21 protein-coding genes and 1 pseudogene are annotated in these 12,807 nt (G+C 59.9%); 18 read left to right on the top strand and 4 right to left on the bottom strand.

Annotated features, from left to right (window positions below; all coding sequences use genetic code 11):
• Positions 1 to 3: 3 nt before the first annotated feature.
• The 13 genes from FA740_RS05215 to FA740_RS05160 all read left to right on the top strand — a co-directional run bounded on the left by FA740_RS05215 (position 4) and on the right by FA740_RS05160 (position 6,142).
• The gene (locus tag FA740_RS05215) at positions 4 to 978 is read left to right on the top strand and encodes a hypothetical protein (protein WP_136855725.1); all 975 of its coding nucleotides are present in this window, start codon (positions 4 to 6) and stop codon (positions 976 to 978) included.
• 26 nt (positions 979 to 1,004) lie between these two features.
• Entirely contained in the window at positions 1,005 to 2,219 is a 1,215-nt protein-coding gene (locus tag FA740_RS05210; RefSeq protein ID WP_136855724.1) for a recombinase RecT, read from the top strand.
• A 103-nt stretch (positions 2,220 to 2,322) separates the two neighbouring features.
• The gene (locus tag FA740_RS05205; protein WP_136855723.1) at positions 2,323 to 2,610 is read left to right on the top strand and encodes a hypothetical protein; all 288 of its coding nucleotides are present in this window, start codon (positions 2,323 to 2,325) and stop codon (positions 2,608 to 2,610) included.
• A complete protein-coding gene (locus FA740_RS05200; protein WP_136855722.1) occupies positions 2,607 to 2,834 on the top strand; it encodes a hypothetical protein in 228 nt (75 codons plus the stop codon). Before FA740_RS05205 ends, FA740_RS05200 begins: the two co-directional genes overlap by 4 nt.
• Entirely contained in the window at positions 2,831 to 3,007 is a 177-nt protein-coding gene (locus FA740_RS19620) for a hypothetical protein (protein ID WP_169306221.1), read from the top strand. The genes FA740_RS05200 and FA740_RS19620 overlap by 4 nt, the downstream gene beginning before the upstream one ends.
• Positions 3,004 to 3,294: a hypothetical protein gene (locus FA740_RS05195; RefSeq protein WP_136855721.1), complete on the top strand. Its 291-nt coding sequence runs from the start codon at positions 3,004 to 3,006 to the stop codon at positions 3,292 to 3,294. Before FA740_RS19620 ends, FA740_RS05195 begins: the two co-directional genes overlap by 4 nt.
• Positions 3,291 to 3,602 (top strand): hypothetical protein, encoded by a 312-nt coding sequence (locus tag FA740_RS05190; RefSeq protein WP_136855720.1) that lies wholly within the window; start codon positions 3,291 to 3,293, stop codon positions 3,600 to 3,602. The genes FA740_RS05195 and FA740_RS05190 overlap by 4 nt, the downstream gene beginning before the upstream one ends.
• 15 nt (positions 3,603 to 3,617) lie before the next feature.
• Positions 3,618 to 3,977 (top strand): hypothetical protein, encoded by a 360-nt coding sequence (locus FA740_RS05185; protein WP_136855719.1) that lies wholly within the window; start codon positions 3,618 to 3,620, stop codon positions 3,975 to 3,977.
• An 11-nt stretch (positions 3,978 to 3,988) separates the two neighbouring features.
• Positions 3,989 to 4,972, top strand: coding sequence for a DUF2303 family protein (locus FA740_RS05180; protein WP_246053473.1), 984 nt, complete (start codon positions 3,989 to 3,991; stop codon positions 4,970 to 4,972).
• Positions 4,973 to 5,039: 67 nt separating this feature from the next.
• Positions 5,040 to 5,333, top strand: a complete 294-nt coding sequence (locus tag FA740_RS05175) for a hypothetical protein (protein WP_136855718.1) — start codon at positions 5,040 to 5,042, stop codon at positions 5,331 to 5,333.
• Complete coding sequence (locus FA740_RS05170; RefSeq protein ID WP_136855717.1) at positions 5,326 to 5,589, top strand: hypothetical protein; 264 nt, start codon at positions 5,326 to 5,328, stop codon at positions 5,587 to 5,589. The genes FA740_RS05175 and FA740_RS05170 overlap by 8 nt, the downstream gene beginning before the upstream one ends.
• Positions 5,586 to 5,924: a hypothetical protein gene (locus tag FA740_RS05165; RefSeq protein ID WP_136855716.1), complete on the top strand. Its 339-nt coding sequence runs from the start codon at positions 5,586 to 5,588 to the stop codon at positions 5,922 to 5,924. Before FA740_RS05170 ends, FA740_RS05165 begins: the two co-directional genes overlap by 4 nt.
• Positions 5,921 to 6,142 (top strand): hypothetical protein, encoded by a 222-nt coding sequence (locus FA740_RS05160; RefSeq protein ID WP_136855715.1) that lies wholly within the window; start codon positions 5,921 to 5,923, stop codon positions 6,140 to 6,142. The genes FA740_RS05165 and FA740_RS05160 overlap by 4 nt, the downstream gene beginning before the upstream one ends.
• Positions 6,143 to 6,369: 227 nt before the next feature.
• Here the strand turns inward: FA740_RS05160 and FA740_RS05155 are convergent, their stop codons facing one another.
• Entirely contained in the window at positions 6,370 to 6,903 is a 534-nt protein-coding gene (locus FA740_RS05155; protein ID WP_136855714.1) for a hypothetical protein, read from the bottom strand.
• A gap of 448 nt (positions 6,904 to 7,351) precedes the next feature.
• On the opposite strand from FA740_RS05155, the gene FA740_RS05150 reads away from it, so the two are divergent.
• Positions 7,352 to 8,704 carry a tyrosine-type recombinase/integrase gene (locus FA740_RS05150; RefSeq protein ID WP_136855713.1) on the top strand — a complete coding sequence of 451 codons (1,353 nt, stop codon included), beginning with the start codon at positions 7,352 to 7,354 and terminating at the stop codon, positions 8,702 to 8,704.
• Between the two features lie 103 nt (positions 8,705 to 8,807).
• Here FA740_RS05150 and FA740_RS05145 read toward each other — a convergent pair whose 3' ends face one another.
• Both FA740_RS05145 and FA740_RS05140 read right to left on the bottom strand, forming a co-directional pair.
• Entirely contained in the window at positions 8,808 to 9,323 is a 516-nt protein-coding gene (locus tag FA740_RS05145) for a hypothetical protein (protein ID WP_136855712.1), read from the bottom strand.
• Positions 9,308 to 10,240, bottom strand: coding sequence for a hypothetical protein (locus FA740_RS05140; RefSeq protein ID WP_136855711.1), 933 nt, complete (start codon positions 10,238 to 10,240; stop codon positions 9,308 to 9,310). The genes FA740_RS05145 and FA740_RS05140 overlap by 16 nt, the downstream gene beginning before the upstream one ends.
• Positions 10,241 to 10,374: 134 nt before the next feature.
• Here FA740_RS05140 and FA740_RS05135 point away from each other — a divergent pair, with 134 nt between their 5' ends.
• The 3 genes from FA740_RS05135 to FA740_RS05130 all read left to right on the top strand — a co-directional run bounded on the left by FA740_RS05135 (position 10,375) and on the right by FA740_RS05130 (position 12,113).
• Entirely contained in the window at positions 10,375 to 10,731 is a 357-nt protein-coding gene (locus FA740_RS05135) for a VanZ family protein (RefSeq protein WP_136855710.1), read from the top strand.
• A gap of 260 nt (positions 10,732 to 10,991) precedes the next feature.
• The gene (locus FA740_RS19615; protein ID WP_169306220.1) at positions 10,992 to 11,168 is read left to right on the top strand and encodes a hypothetical protein; all 177 of its coding nucleotides are present in this window, start codon (positions 10,992 to 10,994) and stop codon (positions 11,166 to 11,168) included.
• Between the two features lie 246 nt (positions 11,169 to 11,414).
• Entirely contained in the window at positions 11,415 to 12,113 is a 699-nt protein-coding gene (locus FA740_RS05130; RefSeq protein ID WP_136855709.1) for a recombinase family protein, read from the top strand.
• Positions 12,114 to 12,312: 199 nt separating this feature from the next.
• Here FA740_RS05130 and FA740_RS20480 read toward each other — a convergent pair whose 3' ends face one another.
• Positions 12,313 to 12,516: a type ISP restriction/modification enzyme gene (locus FA740_RS20480; RefSeq protein ID WP_211243646.1), complete on the bottom strand. Its 204-nt coding sequence runs from the start codon at positions 12,514 to 12,516 to the stop codon at positions 12,313 to 12,315.
• 26 nt (positions 12,517 to 12,542) lie between these two features.
• On the opposite strand from FA740_RS20480, the pseudogene FA740_RS05125 reads away from it, so the two are divergent.
• Positions 12,543 to 12,807: pseudogene (locus FA740_RS05125) on the top strand (IS66 family transposase zinc-finger binding domain-containing protein); the annotation flags it as partial.

Here is a 12,807-nt window from a genome sequence, read left to right as displayed (position 1 = left end):
ACCATGAACGACCAACAGCAGAGCAGCTTTGCCGACAGCCTGCATCGGCATATCGTGGAATGCGGACGCGGCTTCATCGGTGGATCGCTGCAGCCGGTCGGCATCCTGATGCACGAGCTGGAGACAAAGGTTCTGCCAGACATCGCCAACACGGGCGATCGGGCACCGGAGCTTGAAAAGCTGCGCCTCGAAACGCTGGCTTTCCTCGAAGAAGCTCAGAATAAGCAGTTTGCCCGTGTCGGGCACAATAATCCGCCGCCCTATGACCCCGAGATTGCCGCTGCCTTGGAGGTCCGCGTTCGCGAGCTGGCCGACGCTGGCGGCGCGTGGCTCGACAAGGGCACGGTCGAGGACGACGAGCAGGCCGGAAAGCTGAACGACTTTCTGACCCAAGCCCGCAAGTGCCACACCGACATCGAGGCCGCCCGCAAGGCTGCCAAGCAGCCGCATATGGACGCGGCCACCGCCGTCGACACCAAGTTCAAGACGCTGACCGGGCCGCTGACGAAGCTGGGCGAGTCCCTCAAGAAAATCCTGGCCGCCTTCGCTGCCGAGAAGCAGCGCAAGCTGGATGAGGAACGCCGCGCTGCGCAGGCCGAGGCCAAGCGCAAGCAGGACGAGGCCGACCGTCTGGCCCGCGAGGCAGCGGCCCGAAATGACGTGATCGCGCAGGCTGCGGCCGAGGAAGCCGCCAAGGATGCCGCGAAGGCCACCAAGGCAGCGGCCAAACCCGTTCGCGCCCAGATCGCCAGCGCCACCGGCGGGGGCCGCACTATGGCCACGCGCACCGTCCACACCGCCAAGATCGACGGCGACAGCAACGCCCGCCGCGCCTTCGGTTTCCTGCTGGCCGATGCCGACAGCCGGGATGCGCTAATCGCGGAGATGGAACGCCTCTGCACCGCCGCGCGCCGCCGTAAGGGCGGGCCCGCCGAGATCCCGGGCGTGACCTTTATCGAAACCCAGACCGTCGCCTGACCCGCGGTCGATAGGAGAACCGAACCATGAACCAGATTGCCCGCCCATCTGCCGGAACGTCCATTTCCGCCAAACCCCTCCGTCAGGTCGCGAACGTCCGCGAGTTGCTGGTGAACGATCAGGCCAAGCAGCAGCTGGCCGCCGTCGCTGCGGGCCATATGCGCCCGGAACGGATGCTGCGCCTGATGGCGAACGCTATGCGGACCACGCCCCAGCTGGGCGAGTGTGACCCGCTGTCCTTGCTAGGGGCCATGATGACCTGCGCGAGCCTTGGCGTTGAGGCAAACACGCCTCTCGGCCATGCCTACCTGATCCCGTTCAAGAACAACCGGAAGAACATCACCGAGGTCCAGCTGATCCTTGGCTACAAGGGCATGATCGACCTGGCCCGCCGCTCCGGCCACATCGTCAATATCCACGGTGATGTGGTCTATGAAGGCGACGAGTTCAGCTTTGAGTATGGGTCCGAACAGCACCTGAAGCATCGCCCGAAGGGCAAGCGCGTCAACCCGATCTATGCCTATTGCCACGCCAAGCTCACGGACGGCGAGGCGTTTGTTGTGCTGCCTTGGGATGAAGTCATGGCGATCCGCGACGGGTCGCAGGGCTACAAGACGGCGGTCAAATACAACAAGAAGGACAGCCCCTGGATCGCGCACCAGCACGAGATGGCGGCCAAGACCGCCGTGCGCGCGCTGTTCAAGTATCTGCCCATCAGCATCGAAATGGACGGCGGCAAGCTGGGCGATGCGTTGTCGATCGACGATCAGCAGGTGGATTTCTCGCAATTCGCCCAGAACCCGGAGGGCGGCTACGAGGTCGAAGGCGAGGCCGAGGAACACGACCCCGAGACAGGCGAGGTCGGCGGCGATCCGGTGATCGAGGACCAGCGGGCCACGCAGCAGACCATCGAACCCGAGCGGGAACGGGAACCGGCCCGCCGCCAGACCCGCGCCAAGGTCGAGGACAAGCCCGCGCCGCGCCGCCAGGCGAGCAACGAGCCCGCGCAACAGGAACAGACCGGCCTCGACCTGTCGCAGCCTGCTGGTGGCACGGAAAGCCTGACCGACCTGCTGCAGCGCACCGAGGATGAAATCAAGTTCAGCCTGGATGATGGCGAGGACATTGAAGCCACCCTCGAAATGTTCGCCGCGCGTCTGGAGACGATCAAGAAGGCCGACGCCAGCGAACATGACGCCCTGGTCGAATACCTGCGGAAATACGCCGCCGACCGCGCCTGACCCCATTCCCCGCCGCCCGTCGCCTGTGGCGCGCGGGGAGAACTGGCGGGCCGGGAAGCGAACCGCACCGGCCCGCCCTTTTCAACAGATCGAGGATCAACCGATGTTCAAGATCGCAGACGCCGATAAGCCGAAGGCACTTGCAGCCCTCTACAACGCATCGCAGCCCCTAGGCATGGGGTTCATACATTTCACCCCCGAGCCCATGACCGAGGACGAGGCGGCCCAATTGCTGGCCGACCGGGGGGAACGCCCCTATTTCGACTATCTCAAGGGCCGGGTGATGAAGCTCAACTTCGCCCGCGACGAAATCGACACGCGCCTGTTCGACCGGGACAATGGGGAAGGTGCTGGCGAGCTGGCACTGCGCAATGCAGGGCTGGTTCAATGACCGGCCCCCTCCGCCACGACTTCGAGGCAATCCCCGATTTCTCGCGCATCATCCTGCACCCTGCGGATGCGAACCTGATCCACCGCAACCCGGTCATGGCCACGCGCCTTGGCGATTACTTCTACTGCGAGGGCTCTGACCCGATGCAGATGGGCGCCGACTATTACCTGGGCGACGTGGCCGGGTTCATGCGCGGCTATGAGCTGGCCGAGGTGACGGCATGAGCCCCGAGGCCAAGAAGCTGCTGGATCAGCTCGCCAGCACGGGCAGCGCGCCTGCCAAGGCGAAGAACCCGGTCGCGGAACTGGTCAGTGCTGGGTTCGCCACAAGGGGCAAGCGCGGGCTGGTCATCACCGCTGCGGGGGAGTTCGCGGCGCAGTCAGGCGGTGCCGCATGACCCGGCGTGTCTATGAGTTGGGCGACGGGCTGCTGGGGCAGATCGAGGCATTCCGCGCCAAGGTCCGCACTAGGTCAGAAGTTGACGCCGTCCGCATCCTGCTGCGTGCCGGGCTTATGTCTTTCGAGACAAAGGACGATCTGATCGCACGTCACGAGGCGGGGGAACCCGGTGCTATCTTCGGTGGGCACCCCTTGATCCGGTCCCTGCACCAGGAGGACGGCAATCTGGTCAAGGTGATGTTCCGGGACGGGACCGCCTATGAGCCGAAAGGCGGTGTCGCATGACCCCGCGCACCATGGCCCTTGCGGCGATCCTGCACCACGACTGCACCGAGTTCACCTGGGAACGCACCAGCGCACAAATCGCGGACGATCTGGTGTCCCGCTATCCCGCCTGCCGGGAATGGGGTGTGACCGCCCGGCACGTCGCCCGCACAGCCCGCGAGAAGGGCTGGAGCAACCGTCTGCGCGGCGCGGGCACCCCCGTCATGCAGGGCACGCCCAAGGCCTACAGCATGGATCAGGAGCTGGCCCAGCTGGACGGCGGGCGCGGGTTTGACCTGACGCCCGAACCCGCGGCCCTCAACTTTTAACCCAAGGAGACTGATGTGAACAAAGCCCCCGAATTGCGCAGCATCGACCAGCTGCTATCGCTTGCCGACAACGGCGATTACCTGCCCGACCTGCTGGCGCGCATCGAGACAAACAACGTCGAGATGAAGCAATTCGCCCACGACTTCGGCACCGCCGCCAAGGGCAAGATCACCATCACCATCGACATGAAGCTGGACCGGCACGGCCAGATGGAAATGGCGATCGAGGACAAGATCGTCGGCCCCAAGCCGCCGAAGCACAAGGCCATCGGCTGGATCACCGGCGACGGCGCCCTGACCACCCACAACCCCGCACAGTCCCGCATGGAGGTCCGCGATGTCGGCGGCCGCCGTGAACTGCGCACCGCTGAATAAGGAGAGAACCTGTGAGCCAAGAACCCTGCAAGAACGTGGCTGAAACCATCCTCGAACACCTGGGCGACTTTGGAACCGTCCAGACGGTCAGCACGCCCAGCTCTGACGACGCCGAGGTGCCGTTCATCGTCGCTGCGCCGAAAGGCATGGTGCTGCATGATCTGACCCAGAAGCATCAGGCCATCCTGGAACAGTTCAAGCCGCTGCAGCGCACCGGCAAGGCGGTCCTGTCCGATCTGCCCAGCCTGATCGAGTGGACCAATCGCTTCAAGGGCGATGACACGGTGCTGTTCGGGCAGCTGCAGCCTCGGCCCCAGCTGGTTTCGATCATCGACTATCACGGCGAAGGTGCCCCGGACCTGAAGCAGGGGCAGGGCGATCCGAGCGCCAACTATGGTCGCCACACCGCCCTCTATCAGTTTCCGGTGTCCGATGAATGGAAGCGGTGGACCGGCATCAGCGGCAAGGCCCTGACCAAGGACGAGTTTGGCGAGTTCATCGAGGAGAACGCCAAGGACTTGCTCGATCCGACGCCGAAGCTCTTGAGCGGCAACATCGACGGGGCCGAGCCTTGGGAACAGCGCATGATCGAGGTGGCCGCGCAGCTCCAGGGCCGGTTCGGCCAGTATTCCACCCTGGTCCAGCTGTCCCGCAGCTTTGCCGTCCACGAGACGGGGCACCTGAACGTCACGACGAACCGCGACACGGGCGAAACCCAAGTGCAGTTCCTGGATGAGCATCGGACGCCTGACGGTCAGCCCCTGCGCCTGCCCAACCTGTTCATGATCGCGATCCCGGTGTTCGAGGAAGGCGCGCTTTACCGCCTTGCCGTCCGGTTCCGGTACCGCAAGGCAGGCCAGGACGTGCGGTTCTTCGCGACCCTCTACAACCCCGACGCCGCGCTGCGGGATGCCGCCCGCGAGGCGCTTGACGAGGCCGCGCAGCACACCGGCGTGCCGCTGATGATGGGCATCCCCGAAATCGGCAATCGATAAGGGCCGTTCTGGTGCGGGGCGGCGCGACCGCCCCCATCCCGAGCGACCGTAGCGAAAGGGACTAGCAATGGGTAACCCTACTGAGATCATTTCGGATCATGAAATTGAGCGAGGCCACGGGTCTGCCAATTTTGGGGATATTTCCCCTCGCACTGTGGTCAATCAGGGCGTTCTGAAAACCGCCTTTGGATATAGCCACGGCAGCACAGCTATCGAGATACTGCATTGGCATCATCTAATCCGGCAGGATCGGAAGATGGGCAACCAATGGGTTCTGACGGTCAAGGGCCAGAAGTACCTGCGAGCTGTCTACGGGGCGCATTTTTCTGAAATGATGCGGATCGGAGCCCACCATGCCTGACCTGACCCCTCACATCGTCCCGATCCCGTGCCGGATCCTGAATGAGACGGACACCGGCTACCTGGTCACGCAGCGCCCGCATGGGCAGGATGGCGTCTGGCTGGACAAGGCCGCCGTGACGATCCCCGACCGCGCCGAGGTCAAGCCGCACCACATCGCGCTGGTGCCGGCCGATCTGGCGGTGCGCAAGAACCTGGGGCCCGAGATGCTGGAAAGCCGCCGGGCGCCGTCGCCGTGGGGGAGGGCAGGGGTATGACCGAACGACTGACCGACGATCCCGCCGCCTGGCTCTGCGAGGATCTGGCATGGGAGGGCGAAACCAGCGTGACCACCGACAAGGCGCACGCCGAGCGGCGAGCTGCCTATGCGACGGCGTGGCGCGTGACCCCGCTATACACCCACCGCCGCGTCGCCCCTGCCGACGATCTGTATGCGGCGCTGACGGATGCGCGGGACGTCATGGCTGGCCTTGCTGAACATATCCTCAAGTCGGACAAGGTGAACACGAAAGGGATGTTTGCGGACCTCCAGCGCGCCCGCCTCGCAGCCGACGCCGCCCTCGCCAAGATCGCCAAGGAGCCCGCCCCGTGACCGCGCACGCCCGCCAGGCCATCAGCCCGGCCTTTGTCGCGCGCCTCGAACGCGCGCTGATGATCGCGGCCCGCGCCGTCGACCACGACGCGCAGGCGCTGCCGATCTTCGAGCGGATCGACCGCGAGCTTGAGGCGGCGCGGCTGATGGTGGCCGCCCGAGAAATGAATAGCCCTGTCGAGCGGGCTCGGGCTCTGTTGAAGGGACGGATAGCCTGACATGCTCATCTGCCCAGAGAAAGGTGTCCGATATCCAAAACATTGTCTCGAGGTTACAGGCCATTCATGGCGACCCCGTAGTCGTGGTGGCCGCAAGGTTCGCGCAACACTGCGTACGCTGAAATTGCTCATGTTGTAATTAACGGGTTGTTAGGACATCTATTAGATAGATGTAGGTTCATAACGAGACCCAGGAGGCAATGATGTCATCCATCCTGCACTTCCCGCTAGTAGCCCTTCTGTTCTCTGCTCTTGGCGCTCGATGGTTTCAGGTCGGGTTTGCGTTTGGGGCTGGCATTAGTGTCGGGAAGATTTGGATGAGCTTGTGACTTCGGACCTTGGTCAATCGTTGAGGATTCAGACCAAGTATTGTACCGTTTCCATGCTTCATCAAGTGCGTACATACCGCCAGCCGCAGATCCAATTCCACCTAAAGTCCTAACGGAAATAGAACCCAAAAAAGCAACCATCCTGCATAGCTTTTTGATTGACGAAAAAGGGTTACTGTCTGCTTTGGCGAGACTGACCGCTTGAGCCAAGGCCGGGTTGATTGTTTCGCTGACTTGTTCCAGAGATTCCAGTGATTTCGATTTTTCGGCCTTCTTCAGGAAACGCCGGGCCTGCTGTCGGGTTAAACTTGCCGACGCCAGCATAGGAAATACGGACATTTCAAAGGTATACTTGCCAGGGATCGGTTCAGCACCGCCTCCACACGACTGACACTCCAGCAGCACGTCTTGTAAAACAATTCTACCTGGCATTCTGGGTGCTAAGGCAACCGTCGGGCCGCAATTGGGGCACTCTGCGAAGACAGGAACGCCCGCCCCCCCCGTTCCAATGTCAATGCCTTGGAAAACCACGTTGTTCAAAGCTGCGCCCCGCTAAAGTCTCAATCCTACAAAGCGCCTTTGATTCTGCAATGGTCTGCGTATGTCGCCCGCCCGACCGCGCGTGGCTTCACGCTATCTTACGCGCCTACAAAGGCGCATCATCACCTGATCAGGCTAAGAAATAGTACTAGATTTGGTTCACATTATGGTTCACAATTTGCGGCACAGTTTGGCGATTACCCCTAGCAATTGCTGGGTTTGAGCGGCAAGTTTAGATAACTTCGTCTCCGCCACCCACACCTATTGCCCTTGATTCCCTTGTCTGGTTGAATGTTCATGCCCGCACGACATTGCGGTGGACATTATTTCGGACATTACGATGACCTACCCAGCCGCAAAACTCGTCCAGGTTAAAGGCAAGTGGTACGTCCAAGTGACGATACACCCGGACCTTCGTCCAGCGTTCAACGAGCGTAAGCAGGAACGACGCAGCGCGGGCACGGCGGATCGTGCGGAAGCGGAACGGCGTTTACATGGGATCGCTGGCCAGATTTACGCGCAGTTCGACGAAAAGGGGAAAGTCTATACCCCTCTCGCCGTGGCTGCGGCACGTCTCCAAGCTGTGTTGCCCGGTGGACTGAATTGGGACCCTCACCAGTGGCAGGATGACGATCTTCGTGAACAGATCGACGATGTAAGGGGGCGGGCCATGATGGTTCTTCATCTGCCAAACCCCGGAATGCGTGATCCTGAAGAAGGTATGGTGATCGCCCGTATGCAAGATGACGTTCAACCGGCGTACGAGGAGTTTGAGGAACAGCTGGAAGCGCATCGCGCGACAGCAAAGGAAACAGGTGGCATGAAGCTGACCGAAGCAGCTGCGGCGTATTTTGCGTCGCAGACCTTCAAGCGGCAGCGGACGCGGCATGACTATGAGCGGGGCGTTAAGAAGTTCGAGGCATTCGCTGGTGATGTTGATATCGCCAGCATCACTGCGCAACAGGGCAGTAGTTTCGCGGCAGACTTGGGCAAGACGGCATCACGTAATACGCTGCAGCGGGATGTCGGCGCAGTACGTCTTGTGCTGGGTCATGCGGCCGAACAGGGCTGGCTGCAGTCCAACCCCTTCCTTGGACTAAGGTTGGCAAATAAGGGCAGGGCTCCAGTTGCCCGCAAGAGCATTAAGCGGTCCGACCTAGAAAAGTTGTTCAGCTTGTTCATGCCGGAACAGGATCGACTTTGCTTGGGTATCTTGGCGTCCACGGGTATGCGCTTGGATGAAGCCGCCCTGCTCGAGTGGGACGACATCAAGGTCGAAGGCGGCATCCAGTACTTCGACTTGAGCCGGGTTAACAAGATAGTGAAGAACTTCCGGTCCCAGCGGGAAATCCCAGTCCCGAACATGCTTAAACTTGGGCCTGCAGGCAAAGGACGGCTGTTCAGCTACCGCACAGATGTGGATGGTAAGGCACAAAATGCCGCGTCCAAGTCCCTGATGCGGCACGTTCGCAAGATCCGTGAGGATCAAGCTGATTCTCGCGTAACCGTGCATAGCCTTCGTCACACCTACAAGGACTTGCTGCGGGATGCGGCCGTGCCGATTGACGTTCAAGAGTTTATCATGGGCCACACTGGCTCAAACGAAGGCAGTCGTTACGGTAGCGGTCCATCCCTATCAGTTAAAGCCACGGCCATGAATGCTGTGGACCTAGGATTCCTTAAGAATTCCTGACGCCGTAGCGGCAGTCATTCGGAAAGACAGCACACAAATCCGCTAACTTGACAATTTCGCAGCAGCGGCGGGCGGGGTAACCTTAAAGACCATATGGCAAACGTTATTTAATCCTAATCCGTGTAAGGGGCCAGAAATCCCGCCAAGCCGTCCTCATGGCCATGTGCAGCTTTTCCCAGTGCTGTTCCTGAACGATGAAACTGTCGTGGATCGGGATGGCAGGGACGTTCTGTTCCAGCATATAGCGCAAGACCCTAAGGGCAATTTGGCTGTCTGCGTACTGCAGCTTCCCCCACAACGCTTCTGCGCCTTCCCCATGTGGATAGACGCGGCTGTGTTGGCCCCAGAAGGTGTCGTACAGTGCTTCTGCACGGCCTGCACGGGACAGATTTGCTTCGACAAGTTTTTTACGTAATGCGCCCAGCGCGTCATCCCTAGTTGCCACGCCCAACGAGGCAGTCAGCACAGCTTTCATCCAATCACGGTCCTGACCCTCGATTTCATAAAGGTCGCCATCAGGCACAACCTTTCCAGACATCGCATAGTGCAGGACCAGCTGCATGTTCCGGTAATCAAGTTCGGTGGTGGGCTGCCCTTCGATGGTCAGGTACTGGCGCAATTTGCTTGGGACGTTCTGTACCCAGCGCCCATACAGCCTTCCCCCACGGCCATCTTTCTCCGTGAACACGGCCGGAAGTGCTCTTTCCCGCCCAGAAAAAGCCGCGAATGCCCGTGGTTATAGTCGTAGTGGGCTGTGTAGGTGTCGTAGTCAGACAACGTGCAGGCAACATCGAGCTTGGCCAGCCATTTATTCAGCAAAGGCAGGACAAGTTCGTCACCTACCGCGGGACGGTCGAGCAACAACTTGATTTTCTTATCGGGGTCAGCAGGGTCCGGAACTGAAACTTGCAGCACGCCATGCTTTTCCGTCAGATCAGACGGGGTCGTGCTGATGGTCCGCCTGGGAAAGATCAGCCCCTGCTGCAGCATCCAATTACAGAGATCTTTGCTAGGGGCGATGCGCGTACGTCTGCCTTGCTTGGTCTGCTGGTCAAAGAAGCCTGGCACGTACTCGATCCATGGTCGGCCACCTTCCAGCGCGAAATGCTTCAAAGCAGACACGGCTTTCCGAAACGGGCTGTAGGCCAGATCTTGGTACTTCTGACTTGGTCGGAAATCGTTCTTGTTCAGCGGGATCGCAACATACTGCTGATCGAAAGTCTTTCCGTCTCGCAAGATGCGGGGATGGGACGCAATATAGGACAGGCTGTGCAATAGCAACATTACGGAAATTAGTAAGTCATCAGTTGGCTTACGGGGAAGCGCTGGGGATTCAGCTACGGCAGGGCTATTCTTCTGGAGCAGGCCATACAGGTCATAGGCCGCTTTGCGGAGGCTGGTCTTGTAGGGTACGTCCCCTTGGATTTCTTGGAACAGGGGGACTGAATTGTCCGGATTTGCGCTGTGCCAGAAGCGTGTTTCAGGGTCTGCTCCAGACAGGGCAACTAGTTGTTCATGATCAGGATTATGGGACACGGCTTGCTGCAGGAAAGGAGAAGGAAGGCACCTATTATAACTAAGTCTATAAATGAGTCAACTGACTGATATCATAATGAAAATTACCCTAGATGTTCCCCTAACAAGGGTATGCGACCTGCTCAAGGATTTCGATGCTCTTACAATCCAAACTTGCTCTTGGCCTGACCTTCCTGTTGGCGGTGGGCATAGCGGCACTTACCCTGACACCAATCATCAATGTTCCCGCACCTGTCGAACAGTCGGACAAGATTTACCACGCCCTTGCATTTGCAGCTCTAGCCTTCCCGATCAGCTTCTTCCGGCCTAGCTGGCTGCTGGTTGCAGTTCCTGCTTTTGCGGGCTTTGGCGGGATGATTGAAATCATCCAGCCGTATGTCGGGCGGGAGTGCAGCTTTTACGATTGGTTTGCCGATCTTGTTGGTATCGTACTAGGTGTCGTTTGTGGCCGTGCTGCGACGGTAGCCCTTCCCAAGGCGTTCCGCCCATAGCCCAACAGCTGCAGGTACGCCCGAGCTTGACAATGGATTTCGCCCAGCTCGGGTCAGGGTTGTATACGGTATCTGAAAGGGTACCCCTTGGCACCTGCCCCCGGTCGGTGATTGGTATGGCCTTCAGGCGTTCTGTAGTGCCCGTACAGGCCGCGAAAGGGCTTTCCATAGGGGTTGGATAGCCTGACGGTGGTAGGGGCTTCCTGGCGCTGCTGGGAGGCGGTGAAAATTCAGATGCAACCTGACGAGGATCTGATCAAATGACCGATGACGACCAATCCATGAAAGTCTGCATTGCTCCTAACTGGGAACAAAACGCCGTCATGCTATGCGTGGTGTTGCGCGATGGGACGCTCAAGGGACAATCGGACGCACAGGCCGAGATTATCAGGATGGGCCAGCTGCTGGATCAGATGGGCGCCCAAAGATCGTCTTAGTGCGCGTATGGATTCACATTCCGTGACCATGCCTGCCGTAGGAGGCTATAGGAAGCCCATACAGGCCATCAATCTTACCGCCTACGGTCCCGCGGGGGAGCTTATGACCGTTACGACTGTCAGTGGGCTTATACGAGCGCCCTGTGCAGGCCATCGTTGTTAACTACAAGCCCACACAGCTGTTCGGCCGCCTTATCATTTCATGATACCACCGTTTGATAAAATGATAAGGTACCGGGTGAGGTAATGGGTAAGATTAGGTTTGTTTCATACCTACGTGTCTCGACAGATCGCCAGGGTCGGTCAGGACTAGGGCTAGATGCCCAGCGCCAGGCCGTGGCTGACTACTTGAACGGTGGAAGTTGGAAACTAGTTCAAGAAGTTATCGAGGTCGAAAGCGGCGGGAAGAACGACAGGCCACAGCTGCAGGCCGCAATCGAGAAGTGCCGTGCCTATGGGGCCAAGCTAGTGGTGGCAAAGATCGATCGCCTTACGCGAGACGCTGCCTTCCTGCTGAACCTGCGTGATGCCGGGATCGACTTCGTTGCTGCGGATATGCCGGATGCCAATCGGCTAACTGTGGGGATCATGGCCCTAGTTGCGGAGCAGGAACGTGAAGCCATTTCTCAGCGGACAAAGGCAGCACTAGCAGCTGCTAAGGCCAAGGGCACGCAGCTAGGGCCCTATCGGGATGGGCGGTTCGTTGGACGCATAGGGACGAAAGAGGACGCCCAGCGCGCCACACAGGGCCGTACCCGGCGTGCAGATGCGTTTGCGCGAGATATACAGCCAGCGCTGCTAGACGCCGATCCTGAAAGCACTGCGTCGTTGTCTGCCATTGCCAGATGCTTCAATGATAAGGGCGTTCCTACGCCTAGCGGACGCGGGACGTGGACGCCTATGGCTGTGGCACGGTTGAAGGTGCGGCTGGCTGTGAAAGGATGAATTCACACGGATTGAAGTGGAGGAACAGGAACAGGAACAGGTTGTCCCTTCGCAAGGGGACTACCCCACGGGCCTCACGCAGGCCTGTTGGGGGTATGCGGCGGCTGATTGCAAAGGCCAAAGTCCACCGACGTTTCCTGTGTTAGCCGGATCATGCAGGGCGCATTTGCATCGGTTGCGCATGCGCCCTGACGGTAGGCTAATCGGACTGTTCGTTCACTGGTGGCAAAGACGCCACGATCCGCACCGTCTCTAAGCTTACGCGTACAATCCGCTTCACTAGGTCGAAGATGTAGCGGGGGTCGTCGGACCAGTCGTTCGGGTCGTTCCTAATGCCGCTTTCTTTGTGAACAGTCACAGCGTAGCGCTCCATCACCCAGTCCAGTGCCGATTTTCCGTTCACCACATAGTCATAGGCTTCCAGTGGGATGTCCGTGTGGCTGCGGTGAGATGCACCGCATCGGCGAAGACCGGACCGAGCGGCTGGACATCGTGCCCGCGCAACTGCGGGTCATCGTGACCGTGCGCCCCAAATATGCGTGCCGCCGGTGTGCCGAGGGTGTGTCTCAGGCCCCGGCACCCGCACACCTGATCGAGGGCGGCCTGCCCACTGAGGGCGCCCTCGCGCATGTCCTCGTCAGCAAGTATGCCGATCACCTGCCATTGTATCGCCAGAGCCAGATCCTCGCCCGCG

The sequence above is a fragment of the Paracoccus hibiscisoli genome, from assembly GCF_005048265.1.
GTDB classification, from domain to species: Bacteria; Pseudomonadota; Alphaproteobacteria; order Rhodobacterales; family Rhodobacteraceae; genus Paracoccus; species Paracoccus hibiscisoli.
The sequence above is the reverse complement of the archived record's forward strand: the minus strand, read 5'-3'. Positions and strand labels throughout refer to the sequence as shown.